General features: G+C 34.4%; 20 protein-coding genes. 8 read left to right on the top strand and 12 right to left on the bottom strand.

Annotation, left to right across the window (positions count from 1 at the left end):
- Window positions 1-122: 122 nt before the first annotated feature.
- From ACQVD9_RS04615 to ACQVD9_RS04605, 3 genes are all read right to left on the bottom strand, one after another.
- Window positions 123-440, bottom strand: a complete 318-nt coding sequence (locus ACQVD9_RS04615; RefSeq protein WP_319804748.1) for a helix-turn-helix transcriptional regulator — start codon at window positions 438-440, stop codon at window positions 123-125.
- A gap of 331 nt (window positions 441-771) precedes the next feature.
- Complete coding sequence (locus ACQVD9_RS04610; protein ID WP_264747684.1) at window positions 772-1,734, bottom strand: hypothetical protein; 963 nt, start codon at window positions 1,732-1,734, stop codon at window positions 772-774.
- On the bottom strand, window positions 1,731-2,879 hold the full coding sequence (locus ACQVD9_RS04605) for a hypothetical protein (RefSeq protein WP_264747683.1): 1,149 nt from the start codon (window positions 2,877-2,879) through the stop codon (window positions 1,731-1,733). The genes ACQVD9_RS04610 and ACQVD9_RS04605 overlap by 4 nt, the downstream gene beginning before the upstream one ends.
- Window positions 2,880-3,179: 300 nt before the next feature.
- Between ACQVD9_RS04605 and ACQVD9_RS04600 the strand changes: the two genes are divergently transcribed.
- From ACQVD9_RS04600 to ACQVD9_RS04565, 8 genes are all read left to right on the top strand, one after another.
- Window positions 3,180-4,217, top strand: coding sequence for a hypothetical protein (locus ACQVD9_RS04600; protein ID WP_264747682.1), 1,038 nt, complete (start codon window positions 3,180-3,182; stop codon window positions 4,215-4,217).
- 543 nt (window positions 4,218-4,760) lie between these two features.
- The gene (locus tag ACQVD9_RS04595; protein WP_264747681.1) at window positions 4,761-5,285 is read left to right on the top strand and encodes a hypothetical protein; all 525 of its coding nucleotides are present in this window, start codon (window positions 4,761-4,763) and stop codon (window positions 5,283-5,285) included.
- Between the two features lie 11 nt (window positions 5,286-5,296).
- A complete protein-coding gene (locus ACQVD9_RS04590) occupies window positions 5,297-5,869 on the top strand; it encodes a hypothetical protein (protein ID WP_264747680.1) in 573 nt (190 codons plus the stop codon).
- Window positions 5,866-5,994 carry a DNA methyltransferase gene (locus ACQVD9_RS04585; RefSeq protein ID WP_201091055.1) on the top strand — a complete coding sequence of 43 codons (129 nt, stop codon included), beginning with the start codon at window positions 5,866-5,868 and terminating at the stop codon, window positions 5,992-5,994. The genes ACQVD9_RS04590 and ACQVD9_RS04585 overlap by 4 nt, the downstream gene beginning before the upstream one ends.
- Before the next feature lie 423 nt (window positions 5,995-6,417).
- A complete protein-coding gene (locus ACQVD9_RS04580; protein WP_492089221.1) occupies window positions 6,418-8,592 on the top strand; it encodes a type VI secretion system Vgr family protein in 2,175 nt (724 codons plus the stop codon).
- 17 nt (window positions 8,593-8,609) lie between these two features.
- Complete coding sequence (locus ACQVD9_RS04575) at window positions 8,610-9,494, top strand: DUF4123 domain-containing protein (protein ID WP_264747678.1); 885 nt, start codon at window positions 8,610-8,612, stop codon at window positions 9,492-9,494.
- A 16-nt stretch (window positions 9,495-9,510) separates the two neighbouring features.
- On the top strand, window positions 9,511-13,164 hold the full coding sequence (locus tag ACQVD9_RS04570) for a toxin VasX (protein WP_264747677.1): 3,654 nt from the start codon (window positions 9,511-9,513) through the stop codon (window positions 13,162-13,164).
- Window positions 13,154-14,248 carry a hypothetical protein gene (locus tag ACQVD9_RS04565; RefSeq protein WP_264747676.1) on the top strand — a complete coding sequence of 365 codons (1,095 nt, stop codon included), beginning with the start codon at window positions 13,154-13,156 and terminating at the stop codon, window positions 14,246-14,248. The genes ACQVD9_RS04570 and ACQVD9_RS04565 overlap by 11 nt, the downstream gene beginning before the upstream one ends.
- A 95-nt stretch (window positions 14,249-14,343) precedes the next feature.
- Here the strand turns inward: ACQVD9_RS04565 and ACQVD9_RS04560 are convergent, their stop codons facing one another.
- From ACQVD9_RS04560 to ACQVD9_RS04520, 9 genes are all read right to left on the bottom strand, one after another.
- Complete coding sequence (locus ACQVD9_RS04560; RefSeq protein WP_264747675.1) at window positions 14,344-14,613, bottom strand: hypothetical protein; 270 nt, start codon at window positions 14,611-14,613, stop codon at window positions 14,344-14,346.
- 185 nt (window positions 14,614-14,798) lie between these two features.
- The gene (locus tag ACQVD9_RS04555) at window positions 14,799-15,659 is read right to left on the bottom strand and encodes a hypothetical protein (protein ID WP_264747674.1); all 861 of its coding nucleotides are present in this window, start codon (window positions 15,657-15,659) and stop codon (window positions 14,799-14,801) included.
- A 6-nt stretch (window positions 15,660-15,665) separates the two neighbouring features.
- Window positions 15,666-15,926, bottom strand: a complete 261-nt coding sequence (locus ACQVD9_RS04550) for a hypothetical protein (protein WP_264747673.1) — start codon at window positions 15,924-15,926, stop codon at window positions 15,666-15,668.
- A 10-nt stretch (window positions 15,927-15,936) separates the two neighbouring features.
- Window positions 15,937-16,449 (bottom strand): hypothetical protein, encoded by a 513-nt coding sequence (locus tag ACQVD9_RS04545; RefSeq protein WP_264747672.1) that lies wholly within the window; start codon window positions 16,447-16,449, stop codon window positions 15,937-15,939.
- 11 nt (window positions 16,450-16,460) lie between these two features.
- Window positions 16,461-16,916: a hypothetical protein gene (locus ACQVD9_RS04540; protein ID WP_264747671.1), complete on the bottom strand. Its 456-nt coding sequence runs from the start codon at window positions 16,914-16,916 to the stop codon at window positions 16,461-16,463.
- Window positions 16,913-17,485 (bottom strand): hypothetical protein, encoded by a 573-nt coding sequence (locus ACQVD9_RS04535; protein WP_264747670.1) that lies wholly within the window; start codon window positions 17,483-17,485, stop codon window positions 16,913-16,915. Before ACQVD9_RS04535 ends, ACQVD9_RS04540 begins: the two co-directional genes overlap by 4 nt.
- A gap of 45 nt (window positions 17,486-17,530) precedes the next feature.
- Window positions 17,531-19,576 carry a hypothetical protein gene (locus tag ACQVD9_RS04530; protein WP_264747669.1) on the bottom strand — a complete coding sequence of 682 codons (2,046 nt, stop codon included), beginning with the start codon at window positions 19,574-19,576 and terminating at the stop codon, window positions 17,531-17,533.
- Window positions 19,569-20,615: a hypothetical protein gene (locus ACQVD9_RS04525; RefSeq protein ID WP_264747668.1), complete on the bottom strand. Its 1,047-nt coding sequence runs from the start codon at window positions 20,613-20,615 to the stop codon at window positions 19,569-19,571. The genes ACQVD9_RS04530 and ACQVD9_RS04525 overlap by 8 nt, the downstream gene beginning before the upstream one ends.
- Complete coding sequence (locus tag ACQVD9_RS04520; RefSeq protein ID WP_264747667.1) at window positions 20,608-21,567, bottom strand: hypothetical protein; 960 nt, start codon at window positions 21,565-21,567, stop codon at window positions 20,608-20,610. The genes ACQVD9_RS04525 and ACQVD9_RS04520 overlap by 8 nt, the downstream gene beginning before the upstream one ends.
- Window positions 21,568-21,571: the final 4 nt, after the last annotated feature.

Here is a 21,571-nt window from a genome sequence, read left to right as displayed (position 1 = left end):
TCTTTTCCAAAATAGCTCAATTTATTATAAAGTAATCTGATACCATCAACGATACTTAGCCGAAAAGCAAAATAGAAAAAATAAGAAAGCGAGATCAATACCATTAAAATCAGCACAATCAATTAATGCCTACTTTGTGCAACCTTCGCTAATAACCAATGGTCTATTTCAGTAGATAACCAACCAATAGATTTAGCATTAAGCTTAATGGGCTTGGGAAAGCTGGCATCATACCGAGGCGATTTAACATCTAGCCAATCATAAATAGTAGATTTACCTATGCCTAACTTATTAATCACCTCTTTAATACGCAGGATACGAACCTCAGAAGCAGCCGTTCCAGCAGATAATGTAGGTTGACTATTGGCTTGATCCTGAGAGAGAGGTTGAATAGTTGAATTTAAGGTTGCTTGCATTTTTACAGGGGTAACAGTATTCATATATTAAGCTCCAATAAAAAAACCACTTAAAACGGCTCCCTGACAGGAAAACGTTAACTAAGTGGCTTATGGTAAAAATAAAGAAAAATGGATTTAAATTTAAAAACAGATGAGCAACAATATTGTCCGAAAATACTAATTAATCCTGTGTACTGCATAGCCTAAATATGGATTAAAAAAATAACAAACAAACTATGCCATCTCATGATAGGATGAATATGTAATTTTTTATTTTTTTGTTTAATATGTTCTAAAATAGTATTTTTTACGCTTGCTTTGTTTGTCCATCTTTTTAGTATTTACTTAAAGAATTCATTTTCATGGAGCTTAATTATTCTTCCTTGTCATTACCTTTATCAAAGAGCATTTTTTTAGGTTGCTTACAGGGAATTTGATAATAGGGAAACCAAAAATCTTGATTAAAGTAATTCTGAAGATAGAGATTAAATTGCTTCCTTTTATCATCTTTACTATCTTTAGTGATTTTTATTTGAATATCTAGTGTCTGCTCTATCTCAACTTTTGTAATACGTGCTGACTGCTGAATTTGTTTTATGAGTGCTTCTTTTTCCTCTATAATACTTGCATCAATATTTTTTTGTGATAATAAGCGTTTTACAATTAAACAATGCCATACTAGTTTACCCTTAACAACAATAACCTTCCAAAGATAACGGCTATGGCTATCAATTAAGCGCTGATTCTTTAATTGTGATAATAGTTTGGTTCTGAAAGACTTAATATGAATCAAAGCATTTTCTAGCTGCTCTGCATTGTTTACAGTGTCTGAAAAGACAATATTAATGTGATAAAAAGCAAAGTGGGTGTCTACTAAAAAAAACTTAGCTAAGTAAGCCTTACTTTCTTTAAGATGATTTGTTGTATTTTTCTCAAAACGCCTTACTTTCTCAGATAAAGGAGGATATTTTAGTTTAGTTCTTAACCACTCATATTCAGCCACTAGATTAGCCATTTGGTCTTCTAGACCAACAATATTTTTTGCGTGTAGCAGAGCTGTGATTCTAGGCCACTGACGAAAGAGATTAATATAGGGATGATACGTTATTAGGGAGCTATTCATAAGGCCTTGAGGAGATAGATTACCTAACTCAGAAATTCCTTTAAGATTTTCTTTGTAGCCATACTGTTTAAGCTTTTTATCTTTACTGCCGTTGACACTGCCTTTATCCTGAAGCGCATAGATAAACAAAGCACCTTTATACTTTTTTAATTGCCGCATGAGTTTAACAAGCTTAATCAGTTTATCATATTGAGTATTTGTTGAACTTATCATTCAATGCTTTTCCTATTGAGGTTATTCAAGGCTTTTTTATTAATCACTTGAAAACAATAAAGTCCTTCTAGATGTGTTCGATATAAGTTAGAATGTGAAAAATAAGATTTTATAAGATTCATTAGCTCTTCTTCACCATCCTGTTGAGTAAGTAGTAGCCCCCATAAACGATCTAAATCATGTGATCTCATAGCAGTACTTTCTATAATTGTATCAAAAACAGCTTGTATTTTTCTTTCGTCCGTTTCTGTCATAATTGCTTTTAACTGAGCTATTATATATTCGGCATCTTTATTATTTTTAAGTGCCTGTACTATTTCAATTTCATTAGAAAGTTTGATTTTTTGCTCATCTGCCCGTAGCCTAAAGCAGCAGGGGAAAACAGACTGGCATGAGGCAATTAAATATCCATAATCAGGATATGAAAACCCCATACACATAAAGCTAAACTCAAACATGTTATCACGGATCTTTAAAAAACGAATAACAACTGTTTGATGGTCTCTAAATATTTTGTCAATGCAAGTATACATTTGCTGTATCGCATGATACGTCTGCGCCCATGAAATAGGCTTAATAATTTCAAGGCTTATTTTGAAGTAGTATATTTCCTTATTTTTACCACTAAGATCAAAATTTGGTATTTGCTTAAACAACTTATAAAAGCGCATAACTTGCTTGTAGCGATTCATTGTTGTTTGCTGATATGCCTTATCTTGTTTTAAAAAGTCTGTTTTATGTTGATGATAGCACTCGATCATTTTTTTTATTATAGGGTCATTATACCCATTAATTACCTTATTATTTTCCCAAATCAGACTTTCTAATAAATATGGTATTTCCACTTTTAATACATCAAAAAAATCGGAGTATGGAGATAATTTAAAGCAATCATAATACTGCTTGATAGCTTCACTTGAATTAAATTGTTTTTTATTCAAAAGTTTTTCTAAAGCAAACCATTGCTGCAATAGATGCTGAATAATTGTTATATTTTTATCTGTTAACTTCCTCTCAAGAAAATCCATTTTAAAAAAAGCCTTACAAGACTTAATAAAATAAACGATCAGCTGTAAATCTTCTTTTACTAGCAAGCCTGTATTATTACCACTTAATATTTCTTGTAAATAGCTATACTTACTCATACTTTTATTACTTATAAAAATAAACTAAGAAAACATAACATATTTAGCATCAATAGCCTAGAAACATAATAATAAATATAAAATCAGTATCAAATAAAATTAAAATAATACCTTAATATTAATTAAATTTAATTATATTAAATTAATATAATTATTTTATAAATAAATTGTCTTATTATTAGCTATTTATATTAAATAACCCTATTTATTTTTATAAATTTAAAGTGTCTAGTTATTATTCTTATTCTATTTTATAGTAGATTAATATAGATTTATCTAATAAATAGAAAGAGGAAATGCATGATTAGCACATCATATTTAGCTTTAAGGATTGCTTATTTAGCTAAAATTAATAAGAGAAAAAGACTCACTATCAGTGAGGCTAGTTTAAAAAAACTGGCACAAAGTACAGTATTACCTATCTCTTATTTGTATAGTTTAAAAAATGCATTGGAAGAACTAGGCTATTTTTTGGGTACTTTGGAAGAAGGAGGTTATGGATTGTTTCCTATACAGAGCCTAAAAAATGCTCCAGCATTAAGCATTTCTGCTGACCATAAAGAGCAATTTGAAAGCTATGATGAAGCGCAGCTTCGTAAAAAATATGATGAAGACACAGTAAAGGATGTGGTAAAAATAAATGAACCAGCAGATATTAATATAAAGGCTACATTATGGGATACTTTAATACTCATTGCTAAAAATAAAGAATCAATAACTTATGGAAATTTAGCTAAAAAATTAGGCTTTAAACATCATAAAAAACTAGAAAAACTATTAAAAGAACTGGTTATATACTGCACAAATAAAGGACTGCCCCGATTGGATTATTTAGTCAGCAAACAAAGTACAGAGCTTCCCTCTGGAATAACAAGTTCAGATGACACTGACTATAACACTGTAAAGGAAAAAATCTACCAACATGATTGGAACAAAGAGCCTAATCCATTTGCTGATAAAACAGAAGAATCAAACCATACTCAAGAAATAGTGGATACGCAACAAACAGATCCTATCAATGCTACACCTAATATAGCTGATAATGTTACAATTGATCAAGAATCACAAAGCTTAGAGCAAACAACTACAGAAACAGATGCAACAGAAGAAGATTTAGATACTGTAATAGAAGAAAAAACTGTATCTACCCATGTTCCTCAAGCTGATGTAGTGTCTAGTAATGAAGATAATTATGATATTGAACATTTATATGGTTCCAGAAACAACTCAGGTTTTAGCGAAACAAGTAAGCAAGATGTTATAACCAATGCTTCTGATACAAATACTATTGATAATTTTAACAATAATAACTCATCACCAGAAACAGGGACTGATTAGCAAGGTTCGATAAACACTTTGAAAACCTAAATAGGGTAGATAGCAAAAAGCAAATAACAACTAATGCAGTGCAGGAGATCTTAAAAAGAAATCATTGAAAAAATATTAGAGTAATAAATGGAAAGCTAAAAAAAGAAAAACTATAGTAGTATAATTTGATAGTTGTTCTGATTTAGTCTTATGTCATTTCATTAAAGGCAATACAAAATGGCCCTCTAAATGGCCCACCTTTATACTTTACAAAATAAAAACCCCTTGTAAAACAAGGGGTTTAATATTTAAGTGGCGGAAGCGCAGAGATTCGAACTCTGGGAGGGCGTTAACCCTCGCCGGTTTTCAAGTCCAGACATAAAATCATTATAATCATAGTGTTAAATCAAAATCATTTCCGCAAATACTTATTTTCATAGCCTTTAAACCCCTTGTAATTACTAAACTGCTATTTTAATTGCGGAAATGATTTTGTATACTTATAACCATCTTTAGTCTTATTTATGTAATAATATTTTCTGCTTAATTTAAAAAATAAATAAAGAATGTGTTATGTTAAAAAAAATTGAAGATATAAAAAAAGCTTTAGAGGCAAAGGCATATCTTTCAGCACTAGCTTTAACGTTAACCTTGCCAGATATATGTGGCAAAATAGCTTATCCTAATGATAAGAATGGTGAGAGATATATTAAATGGTTTAATGAAAACCTCACTAAATATGATTATCCAAAAGAATTTGATGAAAAACTAAAATTTGATGGTAAAAAATGCTGGAAACTACGTTGTGCATTTCTTCATGAGGGTAGTATTAACGGCATACCTGATATTGATAAATTTGAGTTAAGTATTTCAAAATCGTTTAATGGACTTTATGGCGCTAGCAAGTACAGTATTAACGGCAACGAAGAGAACCCTAGTTATGCTATCCGTTTAGACATTGCTCAGATTTGTTTTCGGATTTACTCTTGCGCAGAAGCATTTTATGATAAGCATGAAGATAAATCTGTATTTGAAGATCAAAACATAACCATAATTGATATCGATGCTGAAGCAAATAAAATTCAGAGAAATGAATAAGGATTTTTTATATGACTGATACCCCCTCTCAAAAAGATATTTTTATAGATAGATTGAACTCCAAACCATATAGTAATAGGGTATCTTTACAATTAAAAAGTAAACTTATAAATGGCAATGACTATTATTTTCGTGGTGTTATACATGTTATAGATGTGCTTGAAGGAATAACAAAGCCTAGAATACAAGATTTGAGAGTAGATTTATTAACAGATCCGTTAAAACAAAACTTAAAAGGAAATTTAATAGGCTATAAACATGTTCATTACCAACATGATGCTGTAGGCTACTTTTTAGCTAATATAAGCTTAGAGTTAACTGGCAGTCCTGATACTTTTCAGTCTATAGATGACCTAAAAAACTATAAAGAACAACACAATATTCCATCTAATGCTATAATTAAAAGCCTACTAAAAAGAAGAAATGAAGGTAGGTCAACTCAACATTGGTTGCTATTTGTCGAAAATAGCAAAGAAAATTATTATTTAGATACTAGCGAACATGTAAAATCAAAGTCCACAGAAGAAATTAATTTAAAAAATAATTTAGATAATCTAAAACGTACAATTCATATGAACAAATGACTGTACTTGACAACACAATTGGAAGTGGTACTACTGGTGTTGCCTGTGTAAGAACTAACTGTCATTTCATTGGAATAGAAAAAGAAGAAAGGTATTTCAATATTGCTCAAGATCGTATCAATTAAGAAATTCAACATCAAAAGATGCAAACGGCATCTTTATTCTAACACTATAATTTAATAAATTTATTGAAGAATTCTTAGTTGTAGAGTTTCTACACTTAAATCTAATACTAAAGTCTAATAAGCAAATAAAACAATAACTTTACAAAGACTTGTTTTTTATATGGACATAATGTTTAATTAACGCGCTCTAGCTAAATCGTTAGGGTATGGGCTTGACCTCCCATTTGAACGAAAAACCGCCATAGATACAACATGATGCTACCTAGTGTTTTTTTGTGTCCGCTTTTATGGCGGACTATGGACGGGACGCTATTTAGCGTGCCGTTTTCGTTTCGTTCACGGTAGGTCACCCGTTCATAGTCCGCCCCCATATCTAGGCTGTTATAGGGCTTTAATTTAAAAACAAATAAGGATGTACCTATTATGTTTCACACAGCTAACGAAACGCATTTTTATTTTAATGTGCAAGGTATTTCTAATGATAATCTCCAAGTCCTCTCGTTCGATGGGATTGAAGGTTTAAATAGTGAATATATTTTTGAAGTAACATTAGTTTCAAATCATTTACGTTATGATATTACTAAGTTACTAAGTAAAAATGCTTATCTTTCTTTTACCCCTGATAAGTCTCAAGGGATACATGGAAATATACTTTTTGTGAGGCGTGGTGCAGTAGGTAAAGACTATTCATTATTTAAGGTAATTTTAGCTCCAAAATTTAGCCATTTGCATAAACGCTTTAATCAAAGAGTTTTTATTGATAAATCTGTAATCGATATTATTACTACTGTTCTTAATGAACATGGGCAACAGCAGACGATAGATTTTGACTTTAAACTAAAAGAACAATATCCCAAAAGAGAATTTTGTTGTCAATATGAAGAAAATGATGCAAATTTTATTTATCGTCTGTGCGAGGAAGAAGGTTTAAGCATTCATTACCAACATAATCAAGATAATCATTTAATGGTAATCAGTGATGATAATAACTTCTTTTCTAGTAATAATAATGCTTTTCACTATGCCAGCGATACAGGTTTTATAGCAGATTACCCTGTCTTTAAACGGTTAGATGTTAATTTAACGAGTGCTACTACAACGGCTAGTTATAGAAATTATAATTTTGAGACAGCTAAAATCCCTGAAGGCAATGCCCAAGGCAAGCAACATAAAAAAGCAAATGATGCCCAAGAGCCTTTATTAGAGTTTTATGATTACCCACAGCATCATCTTAATAAAGCCAGAGGCGACTATTATTCAAAAATAGAAATAGAGCGTTTACGCACTTTTCATATCCTAGCAGAAGCTTATACGGATATACCTGAACTAAAAAGTGGTTATTGCTTTAGTGTTGAGGATTTTCCTGCACTTGATACACTCGATAGTAGTGATAAATGGCTAGCTATCCAAGTATATCATCAGGGTAGACAACCGCAAGTCATTGAAGCAATGGGCAGTGAAGTTAGTGCCATTATGCAACAGCCTAACTACTTATTTAAATATTACCAATTGCCAATCAATGAAGCCCTGCAATTTCCCTTTGATGAATTTGCCCAAGGGTATCGTAATTGCTTAGTGGCTATACCGCAAGCTGTACCACACCGCCCTCAAAGACTACATCCCAAGCCTAAAGTATTGGGCGCACAAACAGCTATTGTAACAGGTGCAGCAGGTGAAGAAATTTATTGTGACGAATATGGTCGTGTCAAAATTCAATTTCATTGGGATCGTGAAGGCAACTATAATGAAAACTCAAGTCATTGGGTAAGAGTAGCGAGCAACTGGGCTGGTGATGGGTATGGCACAGTAGTAGTACCTCGAGTGGGAATGGAGGTAAAAGTCGATTTTCTGGAAGGTAACGTTGATACGCCAATTGTAACAGGTGCATTGCATAATGGCGTTAATAAAGTACCTTATGATTTACCAGCCAATAAAACCAGATCAGTATTTAAAACTTCATCTTCTAAAGGTGGTGTAGGTAGTAATGAACTACGCATAGAAGATAAAGTAGGCCAAGAACAAATCTTTGTACAATCACAAAAAGATTTTGACCAACTTACCAAAAATAATCACACCGTACAAGTTTTAAATAATAGTCACCTTCAGGTGCAAAATGAACACTCAGAAACTATAGCAAAGAATCGTTACCAACACCAGATTTCCGAGGAACATCATTTTACCGCACTTGATCGTAAAACCCAAATCATGATGAATGATCACAAAACTGTGGGTATATCAGAACATGAAACCATAGGTACTATTAAAACAGTACAGGCAGGGATGGAAATTCATTTAAAAGCTGGTTTACAAGCTGTAGTAGATGGTGGTTTAAGCTTAACTTTAAAGGCTGGTGGTCAACATATTATACTAAATCCAGCAGGAATCTGGATGACTATGCCAGTATGGACAGGAGGTGTACCAATGGAAGGAACACCAGCAGCACCCTTACTGCCTTTATCCAAAGGAGGTGTTGTTCCTGCTACTACTGCACCACCCGTAGCATTGGCAACCCAAAAAGCTGCTTTACTGCAAGGTAAAACACGTACTGCGCTTTGTCCTGTTGCAAAACAAGCAACAACTACTCAACAAACTATCTAAGTAGAGGCTAAAAAGACATGTATCAATCTACTTATAGTTTAACTGAACAATTAACTCAGCAAATTGCTAAACTACCTTGGCAAACCCATACCGTTAGTTTACTGCTTGATGGTATTAACATCAACAATCTACTTCATCGATTTTATACCCAAAATAATACTTCTACGTTTGAAGTACTTTATTTACAAACACCTTTTGCCCAACTGTATGATATTTCCCCTTGCTTAGTAAAATTAGACAATACTAATAATCCACATTTACAAGCCTATCTTAATAACCTAGCAAATGATTGGGGCTATATCTTAGTCAGTGATCAAGCGTGGCAACAACAAGTAGACCACCTTAGAAGCTTAATTTTAGTTCAATCATCCAGAGACGAAGAACCAACTATCTTAAAAATAGCTGATCCATTAGTGGCTAAAGCACTATTTGGTTTAGCACAAAGTCAAGAAGATACGCAATTCTTTGGAGCTTTTACACAAGTATATACCACAGACATAATAGATAATCAGCTAGATAGCTATCAACGTCCAAGTGATAAAAACATTGTACCTTTAACCTTGCCCTATCAACTTAGTAAAGCGCAAGATGAGCAACTAGATAAAGTAGAAACTAAACGTAATAACCATAAACTTTATCAACATATGCAACAGTATTTTCCAACATTCTTAGCAGATTATGCAGAACCAGATAAAAAACAGATTATCTGCAATCTAATCCAAGAAGCTGAGAATAAGGGATATACAACTCCTATGGAACAAACCTACTACCTTAATATACATGGCTATTTGGGAAATAATGTTCTACAAGAACATCCTAATATTTTTCAGCTTGTACAACAACAAACACTTCAATCATTACAACAAGCAGCAGAATTAGCTAAAACCATAGCCAGCCATTAATTAAAGGAATAACACCATGTCAGATCAAGCTATCCTAGATACCAGTAAATTAGACCCTAACCAAGTGGCTGCTGCTTCTGATGCTACACCTGTAAAAGAAAAAGCCAGTTGCCCCTTATCAGCAGATACACTACAACTAATCCCTATTCGTTATGCCCTAGTAGAAAACCTAAAAACCAATATCAAAACAGATGAAGTTAAAAGTCATCCTATAGGCTATCGTTTTATACGTGATGGTTGGCTTTATTTGGTTGATAGTAAAGATGGTCGTTTATATGAACTAAAGCTAAAAGATGGCGTTATTATAGAAAGAACCTTTAAGGGTAGATGGTTATCAGCCGATGTTCGGGGAGAATATGACAAGATACCACAAAGAGATAATAAAGAATTAGCCCTTGTATTTAAAAAAGATCGTGTTCTCTATATCTCTTTCTCAGAAATACAATGGACAAATAAACAATGCAATCAAATGGCCTACAAAAAAGAATGCGAATTCTTTATGCAAAAAGTAGATTTGATAGGTGTGGATTGCGCCCATCAAAATGAACATCTACTTACCAGAGAAAAAGCTGAACAATGGATTGCTGAAGTAGCAGAAAAACCGACTCAACCTGTACCAGAACACACATTCAAAGATGAAATCAAACCCTATACATGGGAAGATAAAACACAAAGTGAATTTAACCAAGCAGGTATAGGTAAGCTTCTTGCCCAAGTTAAACCAGAATGCCAAAAAGGTAACTACCTATTTGTGGCAGTCAACGATCACATTGGTATGATGCAAGACCTCGCCAATGAGCAAGAAAAAATAACTGAATGGATGGGTGATTGGTCAGAACAAAAATATACATCAGCCACTAACTACCAAAAATACAATATTGCTACCTATATAGAATCCACTTTAGAAATTACTGAAGAGAATGCCCTAACTAAAGGGGCAAGTAAATGGATGATGGGGCTAAGTGTTAATCAACGACAAACCATTTTTGATTATGTAACCGCCAAAATAAAAGTGGAATACAATAGTGGCATAGGTTGGATACCAGATGTTAATGCAACAGAAGCAGAAAAACAAGCTGCTGGCGATAGCGTACCTACCGTTCGTGCGCCTTGGTATTTAGAACTAGTGGCTGATATGGGGCAAAAAAAGCAAGCGATGATAGCTGCTATTACTCAAGCAGAATACGACAAACATAAAGACGAAATAGAAACCTTAAAAGACACACACATGTCATACCTTTATGGTAGTCTATGGGGTAATAGAGGTCTGTATGATTTAGTGCATATTAAAGAACTAAAAGACTACATCAAAACCGAAAGAGCCAGACTAAAACGTTGGCGAGCAAGGTTAGATAATATAACCCATGATCGCTTCCACCTTTATACCACTTACTTTCATAAAGCTACATGGTATTTTGATAACAGTGAAAAAGAACAATTCAAACAAGCATTAGCCTTAGAATGTAACTGCACAGGTGATTTACTGCGTACTGATAAAGTCATAGCAGATATGGCAGAGTTTTTAAATAAACATACAGAATATCTTTTCCCTGCTTTCCAAACTAATTTCACATCAAGTAACTTCACAGGATTAATCTCTACTATAAGAGGTTTAATGAACTCTGCTCAAGAGTACAAACAAGCTACTCAAGAAAATACAACACTTGAGCAAAAAACAGCCAATATGATTAATAAAGAATATTGGCTTAACTTTATGGATGATGATTTAAGTATTATAACCCTAAAAAAAGCTCAACAAGCTAACCTTAACCCTGCTATAACTCATGGTCTTCAAGAAATAATAGATAAATTAACAAAAGAACAACTAACACCTGAACAACAAGTTAATGTAGCCAATAACTTAGATCGTGTTACCCAAATAATGATGCGCTTAAAGCCAAGCCAAAGAGCCGCCTACCTAATTGCTTTAAAACAGCAAAATATGGCCTTTAAAACATCAGATCCTAAAGCGATTAACCAAGCTTTAACCTATATAGAAAATATAGGATCATTAGCCGAACAAATAAACTCGCTAATGAAACAAATCAATAAACTACAACGACAAATTAAAACCATTAATAAAATGAAAATTCGTTATTCGCCTGATTGGAAGGCACAGCGAACTAACCACCAATTAGCAATTAATAAACTGGAAGGACAAATCGCAGGATTAAACCAACAAATAGCCAGCAATGAAGAAAATCTACAACGTTATACCAGTCCACTACGTGAAGGTGAAACACCCTTTGCACTGACGGGTAATGACCTCACCAGTAATCAAAAATCCTTAATTGCCTTAGAAGAAGGGATGCTTAAAAAAGGTGTCTTACGTGGTTATGGTGTACCTGATAGTAGCTCTGCTTTAATTAAAAGCATATGGCTACCCAGCTTAATTTGGTATTTGCAATTTAATAATTTAATCGATACATGGCAAAACTATAATAACAAAACAAAAAATACTGGTGGCACACATCTAGCAGCTAGTCTTTTAGGTACTGCCTCAGCTAGTTTATCCTTGGCTCAAGCCGCCTATATTGGTGTGACTCAACATGCCATTAATAACCTTAAAACCGCTACTAATAATAGCTCTTTAGTAAAACAACTGGAAACTAAACTAGGCCGCTTCTCATTATTAACAGGATTTTTTGCTCAAGGCTTTGGGTTAGGTGCATCAGCACTCAATATTTATAATAATCATGCCCAATGGGTAGAATCCCTTTATTATGGTGATACCAAAGAACGACTAACAGCTCTAGGAGCTTATGGGGTTAATGTGGGGTCTTTTGGTATCGCAGGGATTGGTACAGGTAAAGGTCTGAAGGAAGGTTATGGTCTTATTCGTGATATTCGTCATATTAGACAAGGTTTTGGTGTAACTCGTGCAGCTACCCTATCAGCCGATGCTCAAAAACTTTACCAAGGGGCTAAAGGGGCTGTTTGGGCAGCCAGAGGGATTAGTTTTACCAGTTTATTAGTAAAGTTAGTACCTGTCACTATTGCCTTAACAGTAGTTCAAGTAGCGGCTGAATTTGCCTATAACTACTATAATTTATCTGATACTCAAAAATGGTTTTTAAAATGTTGTTGGGGTAAAGAAGATAAAAGCTGGGATTTAACTCAGCATAACCAACAATTAGCTGAAGTATTAATGATACCTTGGTTAGAAGATTATGGTGTACTGGAAGAAAATGGCCAATATTGGCGTGTCATTCGATTAATGATCCCTGGTCAAGACTTAACTACCTTAAAAGAAAGACCTTTAATATGGGCAGCACATTGGCAATCAGCCTATGAAGCACCTGATAAAGTAGACTATGCCCTCTATTTAAAGCAAAATAGCACCCTATTACAAGCGGCTGCACCAATGGTAATTGAATGGCGTTTGCCTTGGGTAGCAAAAAAAGATTGGGGTAATAGCTTAAAGGGCAGTTTAACCTTTAATCTATTCCATCGTAATGATATGAATCCAAACAATATGATGAATAACAATCAAGTAGGACTAGAGTATAAAGTGGCGATTAGCGATTGGGATATAGAGCGTGATACGGATAAGGAAACAGGCAAACCTAGCACTGACCCTGCGATTATTCAGGCAGATAAACATCCTAAATTGACTAGACAGCTTGGCTCTTATGTAATGTATACGGGTGAATTAAATTATGGCGAATAAACTACAACAGGCAGGCGATTATCAAAAAGGCCTATTAACAGACCGTTGGCAACTTGCTCCTTTGCCTGTTCCTTTAAATGAACCAGCCATTGCCCAACACTTAGATGTAGATACTGCCAATCACACTACTATCAATTATGGACGCTCTGATTATTTAAGTGCTGAATTTGGGGTAAGAATGAGCATCTCTGGTATAACTGTGTTCTTTATTTCCTTTGTAATAGTACATATTATTGTTAATTTTGCTGCAATGAATAGGGATGGTCATGACTTTATAACAACGTGGGTTAATGGTTGGCATGAAATGAAAGTAATGTATATTCTCTATGCTGGAATGTCATTATTTATATTGGTAGTATCAATATATTATCTATTTAAAAAAGGCATTGAACCGCCTATTCGTTTTAACCGAGAAAAACGCCAAGTCTGCTGTACCATGCCCAATGGTAAAACCCTAATTGCTGATTGGGAAAAAGTAAGTGTTATAGCAGAAGCTAAAATGCAAGTTACTGCCTACTATGCTATTCAAGGTGGTGCTTTAACGCTAACTATACCTGATAATAGTTGTGATGAGGCAGGACAGTTTGTAAGGGATTACCCTTCAGAAGCATTAGCTATTGATGAATGGGAAGCTATTAGAACCTATATGGAAGAAGGGCTAGATAGCTTAAGACAAAAAACCGATAAACTAGAAAAACAAGCATTAGAAAATAACTTAAAAAACTTACCTAAAGATAGCCTAGAATACTGTAGTGTCCTCTGCCAATATCACCCTGAAGGCAGTGTAGATTATTTTTATGCAGTTAAAAATCGAGTTAAAAAAGAAGGTAGCCTAATCAAATATATTTGGTGGCTAACTATGCATAGTGTTACCTTGTGGACTTTACCTTGCCATATAGTACAGTTTTTAGATAAACACCCACGCCTTAAACTCACTAAAGAAATGTTAGCTTGGTCAAAACCTATTCCCAAAGAACAATGGGCAAAACCTAGCGAAGAACTACTAAAACAAACTAAACAACTACAACAACTTTATGCTAAAGGTCTTAGCTTTAAAGAGGTAATACACAAAAGCTCAAACTAATTATACTGTGATGAATTAAACTATTATTGAAAGCTATTGCACCTTGGGGTTTAGAAAAAATAAGAAGCAATAGCTTTTCATTAAAATTTTACTTACTAGGTATGGCCTACCTGAAAATCAGTTAATCTCAATCCAATTTGCACAAATGCAAGCCTCATACTACGACTAAGTCTTATTTGCCATTGATCTTTAGAAATTTGCTTTAAGTCTGCATCGCCAATAGCATTTGCTGCAGCTTGAATGGTTGCCTGACCTTCAAGCTCTGCAAAAAATGTATCAAACTTTTCCTCTTCTACATGAGTATCAAGCTTATTCCTTAATCTAGCCCTTTTGGCATCAGTTAAATCAACTTCCCATACTGGCATAAAAACCTCCTGTAATTTTTAGAGTTTTTATTTAACTATATAAACAGTAAAAGCAACAATGAAATTATAAGAGCAAAAGAATATAAAGCTGTGCCATATCTATTAAATGTTAAAAATAGCAAAAAGAAGTAAATATTTATTCGTTAGAATTTGTTATAGTTAAAGATTAAAATAGAAACATGGCATTATGTTTTTATACCATTTTTGCCATAAAGCATACCGCCTTGCTCAAGGTATTTAGGTTTAACTGTATTATTAGGATACGAAATAGCATAGCCAGCAATACCCACTTGAGAACCATCACCAGCTAATCCCACCACAGAACCTAAAGAGCCATTTTGCCCTAAATCACCACCCTTGCCACCAGCTATAGTATATCCATTAGCAAGTGTTTGACCTTTACCACCTTCTTCGATAGTAGCATCAATAGCACCATTACCATTAGGTGTAGTGCCTATTGCCTCACCAGCACCGCCACCACCATGAGCTAGACCTACTGTAATCTGGTTATTATTCACTATTCTAAAACCTCTGGCAGTAGCACCACCGCCTCCACCACCACCAATAACAGCAAAGTTTTGAATTTGTGTAAATTTGTACTTATTTCTGATAGCATCACTGCCATTATAGGCTTTTCCCCCTACTAATGGTGGGATACCATGACCACCTTTACCCACAATGTAGCCAATATTAAGAATAGTAACCATGCTACCATCAGGAAAGTTATCATCAATTAATAAGGCTGGTTTAGTTATATCTTGTGAGCCTATTATGCCTTCATTCACTAATACAAAATTTTTAGACAATTTACTCATATCAAATAAACTGGACAAGGTAATATTGTATAACGTTTGATCGACTGCATTATGATAAAGCTGATCATCTGTCAAACTTCCATCTGGCAATGGGAAAAATTGATATTTTCTACCCAAATCCCCTATGTTAATAACACCCTTTTTTACTTCGTGCATTTTGCCATTAAGATTTAAAATAATTTTATTTACTTTATGATAGGCATTATTCCAAGCTAGTTTTACAAGTATCATAATCAACTAATTCCAGTAGGGATTAGGGTCATAAATAAGATAGCCTTCTAAATGCTCACCTGTGCCATCAGGTGGCACTTCTGTTGCTATATTCCATTTAATTTGACGATCTAAAAAATAGGGAATACTACCTGCTACCCTTGTACTGCGTTCAGGATTTTCTCTTTCATAGGCAATACATACACCGTCTATTTCAGTCTCTTTAGCCTGTGCAATAACATTATTAGCCGTTCCTAAAACCAGTGGCTTTTTCTTTTTATCTGCCATAATAAGCACCTTATAGTTGTGTATAATCTTCTTGAATGGTCATTAATTCGGTAGCAGATTTTGCTTTACCAATATATTGATGAATTTTCCCATCATTAGTGTTAGGGTCTAAAGGCGTAGTAACAATTTGTCCTGTTGTACCTAAATAATAGCGTGAACCAATGGTTAATCCTGATAATGCAGCATTAACAGTACCTAGTGGATAAACGGCTACTGTCTCACCTGAAGCGACAGCTTCTTTAATAAATCCATCCACTGGACGACTATTAGAGTTATCCGCCATCCGAATAGAGGCTGTACCACTATCCTCGAAGATATTAACAAATGATCCTGCACTAATCGCTTCACTTGCCATAATAATATCAGGTGTTTCGGTAGTATCTGGTAGCATTGAAACATCCAGTTTACCTTCACTGTCTAACGCTGGGATTTTTCCTGCATCAGCCGCACCTGTACTGATCGTAATTGCACTCACTAACTTACGTACACCATTTACTAATGTTAAAATCTTTTGCACTGCCATAATCTACCTACCTATAATTCAATGGGGTCTTGGATATTTAATAAAATTGTTTTGTCTGCTATTGCTGTACCAATAAGTACACAATAACCTTTATTTAAAGGTGTTTGAGTCAATGTACCCTCTACCCCTAAATAAACTCTGCCTAATGTAAAGTTAAATGACTGGTCTGTTAGTTCACCCTGTCTTTTAATTTTTATAGGATTATTTTGCATAGCTCCAGTTACTGCTATACCTGCAATAAAGAAGATATTGTCACTGTCTGAACTATCGAGTTGATAAGCCTTACCTGTTTTTACATAGACTACTTTTAAAGCTGAGATATTTACCCCTGCGGTAGCGGTTAATACTTCGCCGCTACCGTCTTTACCTGCTGCCCCTCTAATACCAGCCATGACAATGTGTGGCTGTTTTGTGACTGTATTATTAACCACGATTTGAGAGCTGTTATCTGCATCAATTACTTTCATCGCGTGACCTCTGGCTCAATAGTTACGCCACTTGGACTAACTACTGATAACACTTCACCTGATGGAGCTGTGGCCTCTACATCATAGATAGCATTACACCAACAAAACGTTGCTGTTACTTCCGCAGGAATTTGTAAGATAATTAAATGGTTTTGAGCATCTACAATAACCTGATCCCATTGATAAAATATTTCTTTACTGTTGATATGGGGTCTAATGGTTGCTCTTGCTGTAAATCCTGTTAAGTCATAAGGTTTATAGTAAGAAATCATGCCGCTTCCTGAGTAAGGACGTTTGCAACAGACTGTCATTTGGTTGATTTCAATAATATCTTTATCTATAACCGTAGCTATTACAGGGCATTCTGTATTTAACTCAAAAGGATTTTTGACACAGCTAATAGTCACAGGCCAATTATCAGGAATGCTATGATCTTCTACTAAAAGTTGCACAGGTACTTTATTAATAAGTTCTGAAATAGATCTATAAACTATTTCGTTATCAGCTAGTTTAAATCCATAATTAAAGGTTTTACCTTGTTGTATGGTTATCTCTATTGGTTGTGTCATAACTATCCTCTTTTAAGGATAAAATTATGTCCCTTTGTGGTCTTGTCAAGATTTTTTGTTATTATTGTCTGCAAAAGCATTACTATAATTGATTGCATAGAACTCATTGCCTAAAAAATACAGTCCTCCCCCTGCGGTATAAGGACTGTCTATAATTTTAGTAAAGGTTTTAGCTGAGTCTTTAGAAATATAAACTTTGCCACTTTTTCCCTGTGTTCCTACTCTGTAGATAATCCCTGCTGGGATGATTTCCTTGCCATCCTTGTCGGTTACTTTCTTTTGGTAGCAGGTAGCCACAATATCACCATCTGCTTTAGGTGTCCTTTTGAGGACTTCAAAGGTCTGTGTTTCAATATCAAATTTAACCAGTAGATTTTCTTCATGCTTGGGGTAAGACCTAAAACAAAATAATACTTCCGTATCACTCATCACTGTGCCGTATTTTCTACCCCATGTTATAGGAAAAATATCTGCATAAAGCCAAAAATATTTATGGTGACGATAGGTAGTATCATTTTCTGAGATTAAGTTTGCCCCAAACTTTAATTTTGCAGTATCAAATTTATATATTTTTCCATCAATATAGAGATGGAAGAAGGTTTCCAAATTGGTATCAGGATCATTCATATCTTCTATGGAACTTTCCCCTGCATAGTTTGCCGCCGCTTCATCATATCTTTTGTGTCGAGTATTAGACACTAATACAATTTCTTTATCGCCAACTGTATCAGCCCAAAGGGTATGGTATATATTCCAGAATGCACCATCAGTACCGCCAAACTTTTTACTCGTCTGTGAGTTACCAGAAGCATCATGTTCAATCACTTTGGCTTCTTCAAAGGCTAATGCACCATCTTCACGTAGTTTAAAATAAACTCTTAGCACTGCCGTTTGTGAGTCATAAACATTATAGGTTCCACCACCACTCGTACTTGTTCTTTCACTATAGTGACTACGAACACCTGAGATATAAATAGCAATACCTTTGCTCGTGCCTACTACTAATGGCTGCCCTAGTAGATTAGGTAAATAGCCAAGCCATTTACCCCCCTCTTTTGGTGGTACGCTTATCAATGATGCCGCATCACGCCATTTATCAGCATTTTCTTCATATTTTTCTAAATAAAAAAATGCTTCTTCTGAAGAGTTAGTCGGTGTTACCTGTAGTCTTATAGGTGTATATGAGCCATTTCTTGTATTCAGTACAAAAATAAACAACGCCGCTTGTCCATAACCAGCATAATAATCTTTGTAGGTAATACTGGTCGATGTTTCTTGTAGTATCTCAGGGTTGGGATTTTCACAGAAACAAACACCTCCCATAATTCTCAGTGAGTTGTAGGCCATAGCATAACTACCACCAATAGCAATATAGGGTAATGTTGCCCCTCCTCTTGGCTTTCTTTGACAGATTGATGCATCTAGCTGTTTTAATGTATTTGAGTTTTCAAAAATTGTCATCGCTAAATTACCCAAGTAGCCATTGCCTTTTAGTTCTTTTCTTGCAATGCCTCTTTCAATAAAAAAATAACTCCAACACCTTGAGCGTTTTGCACCTTTGTAACCATCAGGCCAGCTATCAGCATCATTCCAGCCATCTAGTGAGCCTGTATTATTATCTTTATATCTGATGTTTTCACTGACTGAAATAATAGATCGTTCTACTGCTGAAGCCCTATATTCAACATAGGGTTTTTCACTGCTTTCACTACCCAAAGAGTAATATAAATAACCTAATTTTTTAGGTTCTCTTTTGATTTTTATAGACCCTTCTTTTATTTTATTTTTTACATTGGGGTTAAACACATCACGCCCTGTATTTAGTTCTATTACATGGGTTTCTGCCTGTTGTTGTAACCACTGAACCTCGTTAAAGGTAGCCAGTATGCCAACTAAACATACATTGCTATCAATCACTTTGGTATTAATAAATTGTCCTGATTTTATGCTTTTCCCTATATAGCCTTTATAAAAATGATTCATGGACAGAGCATTACTATAATCTAATGTTTTAGCCCTGTTTTTAAAATAGGAAGCATATTTTTGACCACTGACTGAGGCGATAGATAACGAATGTAAGTATTTACTCATCTATCAGTTCCTCTGAATACACGAACTCTTTCCAAAAGCCATTGGTGGTATCGTAGTAAATTTCATACGATTGGTGGGCTGCTGAACCAAAATAATTAATGCCCAACTCAGGGTATAGGCTTGGCAAATCAGGCTTGGTTAGCTCAGTTTTGTCTGACTGATTAATAAAAAATAGTTGTCTATCCCATGAAGTAGGATTTCTACCATTCCATAACACATAACAGCTTTCTTCATTAACAGGTAATACTAAACTTCTACGAAAGCCCATATTTTTAACAGTAGCAATATAGCCACTGGTATTTTGTTTTATAGCCCATTCATTAGCAGGGTAGATAATATTTAAGTAATCAGTACTTTCAAAAGGTATCAACCCTTTAAAAATTTGTTGTCCTGCATAAGTAAATTGTTCATTGTCTTTTAAACCATCACTATTAATCTTTTGGTTATCTAATAAGATACCATCGCCATTGTCTTTAAAAGTAAATAATGCCAGCTGCATACCTGTATCTGTAATAACTGCATTAAAATAACTTTGAGGATAATATTCATCAGGTAAGATATAGCGAATAACATTATTATTAACATCCTCTAAAGATAAAGTTTTATCTATTCGATTTGTTTTAAAGTATCCATATAAATTAGGGATACCACAAATAGAAGAGGTATTGAATCCTTTGCTATGTTTAGCGTGTACGATTGAGTTTTTATAAGCCCCAATAGTTATATCATTATCAGTAATCCAGTTAATTCTTGCTTTATATTTATCCGTTATCGTTCCTGCACCACCATAGTCAAAACACATAAAATGTAGATAATCGTCATGGATAACAAAAGTATAACTGTATGTACTATTATATTTTGGGTATGGTTCACCACTCACTACTGTATCATAGGGCGTATGAGCAAAATCTAAGATAATTCTTTCAACAATACCCATTTTGAGAATCGCACCGTTGAAAGGGTCTGTTAATAACAATAATAATAATTGATCATGTATCTTTTTTGAAAAAAATAACGATAATTCTACTGGCCTAATCATCGGAAACTGTCTCCATTTGTGCCACAAGAATAGAGTTGGCATTGGAGGCAGCAGCAGCTATTTGTGCAAAAGACTCTGCTGCTCTGGCTACGGCTGGATTAAAGGAAGGATCAGGACGATACGCCTCTATTTTTAGTTTTTCGTAGGTATTACCAGCATCCAATTGGGCGGTGGCAGCCGTTAGTTTTAAACGCTCAAAACCCAGTTCATTATCATAGTAGCTGCCTAATGCTCTGTAGTAAGCATTATAGATATTGGCTTTGGCTTCAGCTATTCTGGTTTGGTAGTTAGGCATATCCATAAATAATTTATAGAAATCTGCCATTGCTTTTAAGAGGGCAATTTTTAGATTAATCGCCTGTTCTACTGCAAATTTGAGTAAATCGAGTTTGACATTGATCTCATTGATCATGATTTCTTTATTGGCTGCTGAAATAGTATCACTAGCATTTTCTTCTGTCTGTTGAATAGCTGCTACCATTGCGCCCATAGGAAGAGTAAAACCACGACTAGAAAATTCAGCATAGATTTGATTTTTCTCTATCTGTGCTGTTTTATAAGCGTTATCCCTTGCCTGATTCCACACTGCCCTAAACATTTGTTCACTGTTGCCATAAGGATCTTCACCTGAAATCACTTTGCATAACCATTCTTCAGGTAATGTTCTAAGACAACATTTCAGCAGTGGAAAGTATTTATCAATTAGTTTTTCAGCTTCGGTATCTAGCCATTTAATAAAATCATTATCCAATCCATCCGGAATCAGATCATCTAATGATAAAGATGGTGGTGGTATATAAGGCTTGTTAAATTGATAGTCTAGGTTATGTTTGCTAACATTACCTAAATAATCTGAGAATCGTATTCTGCTTGCTGTTTGTCTGGCTTGACTGATGCCTTCACTAACAGTCTTCATGTTACTTTGTAGAACTGTATCTACTGTTACTGCCATTTTA

The organism is Entomomonas sp. E7T21 (assembly GCF_058693955.1).
This window is presented reverse-complemented; position numbering and strand designations above follow the sequence as displayed.

What these genes read in the sequence shown, in the direction of transcription:
- ACQVD9_RS04615 (WP_319804748.1), bottom strand. Translation starts at nt 440, where the DNA reads ATGAATACTGTTACCCCTGTAAAAATGCAAGCAACCTTAAATTCAACT.
- ACQVD9_RS04610 (WP_264747684.1), bottom strand. Translation starts at nt 1,734, where the DNA reads ATGATAAGTTCAACAAATACTCAATATGATAAACTGATTAAGCTTGTT.
- ACQVD9_RS04605 (WP_264747683.1), bottom strand. Translation starts at nt 2,879, where the DNA reads ATGAGTAAGTATAGCTATTTACAAGAAATATTAAGTGGTAATAATACA.
- ACQVD9_RS04600 (WP_264747682.1), top strand. Translation starts at nt 3,180, where the DNA reads ATGATTAGCACATCATATTTAGCTTTAAGGATTGCTTATTTAGCTAAA.
- ACQVD9_RS04595 (WP_264747681.1), top strand. Translation starts at nt 4,761, where the DNA reads ATGTTAAAAAAAATTGAAGATATAAAAAAAGCTTTAGAGGCAAAGGCA.
- ACQVD9_RS04590 (WP_264747680.1), top strand. Translation starts at nt 5,297, where the DNA reads ATGACTGATACCCCCTCTCAAAAAGATATTTTTATAGATAGATTGAAC.
- ACQVD9_RS04585 (WP_201091055.1), top strand. Translation starts at nt 5,866, where the DNA reads ATGACTGTACTTGACAACACAATTGGAAGTGGTACTACTGGTGTTGCC.
- ACQVD9_RS04580 (WP_492089221.1), top strand. Translation starts at nt 6,418, where the DNA reads ATGTTTCACACAGCTAACGAAACGCATTTTTATTTTAATGTGCAAGGT.
- ACQVD9_RS04575 (WP_264747678.1), top strand. Translation starts at nt 8,610, where the DNA reads ATGTATCAATCTACTTATAGTTTAACTGAACAATTAACTCAGCAAATT.
- ACQVD9_RS04570 (WP_264747677.1), top strand. Translation starts at nt 9,511, where the DNA reads ATGTCAGATCAAGCTATCCTAGATACCAGTAAATTAGACCCTAACCAA.
- ACQVD9_RS04565 (WP_264747676.1), top strand. Translation starts at nt 13,154, where the DNA reads ATGGCGAATAAACTACAACAGGCAGGCGATTATCAAAAAGGCCTATTA.
- ACQVD9_RS04560 (WP_264747675.1), bottom strand. Translation starts at nt 14,613, where the DNA reads ATGCCAGTATGGGAAGTTGATTTAACTGATGCCAAAAGGGCTAGATTA.
- ACQVD9_RS04555 (WP_264747674.1), bottom strand. Translation starts at nt 15,659, where the DNA reads ATGATACTTGTAAAACTAGCTTGGAATAATGCCTATCATAAAGTAAAT.
- ACQVD9_RS04550 (WP_264747673.1), bottom strand. Translation starts at nt 15,926, where the DNA reads ATGGCAGATAAAAAGAAAAAGCCACTGGTTTTAGGAACGGCTAATAAT.
- ACQVD9_RS04545 (WP_264747672.1), bottom strand. Translation starts at nt 16,449, where the DNA reads ATGGCAGTGCAAAAGATTTTAACATTAGTAAATGGTGTACGTAAGTTA.
- ACQVD9_RS04540 (WP_264747671.1), bottom strand. Translation starts at nt 16,916, where the DNA reads ATGAAAGTAATTGATGCAGATAACAGCTCTCAAATCGTGGTTAATAAT.
- ACQVD9_RS04535 (WP_264747670.1), bottom strand. Translation starts at nt 17,485, where the DNA reads ATGACACAACCAATAGAGATAACCATACAACAAGGTAAAACCTTTAAT.
- ACQVD9_RS04530 (WP_264747669.1), bottom strand. Translation starts at nt 19,576, where the DNA reads ATGAGTAAATACTTACATTCGTTATCTATCGCCTCAGTCAGTGGTCAA.
- ACQVD9_RS04525 (WP_264747668.1), bottom strand. Translation starts at nt 20,615, where the DNA reads ATGATTAGGCCAGTAGAATTATCGTTATTTTTTTCAAAAAAGATACAT.
- ACQVD9_RS04520 (WP_264747667.1), bottom strand. Translation starts at nt 21,567, where the DNA reads ATGGCAGTAACAGTAGATACAGTTCTACAAAGTAACATGAAGACTGTT.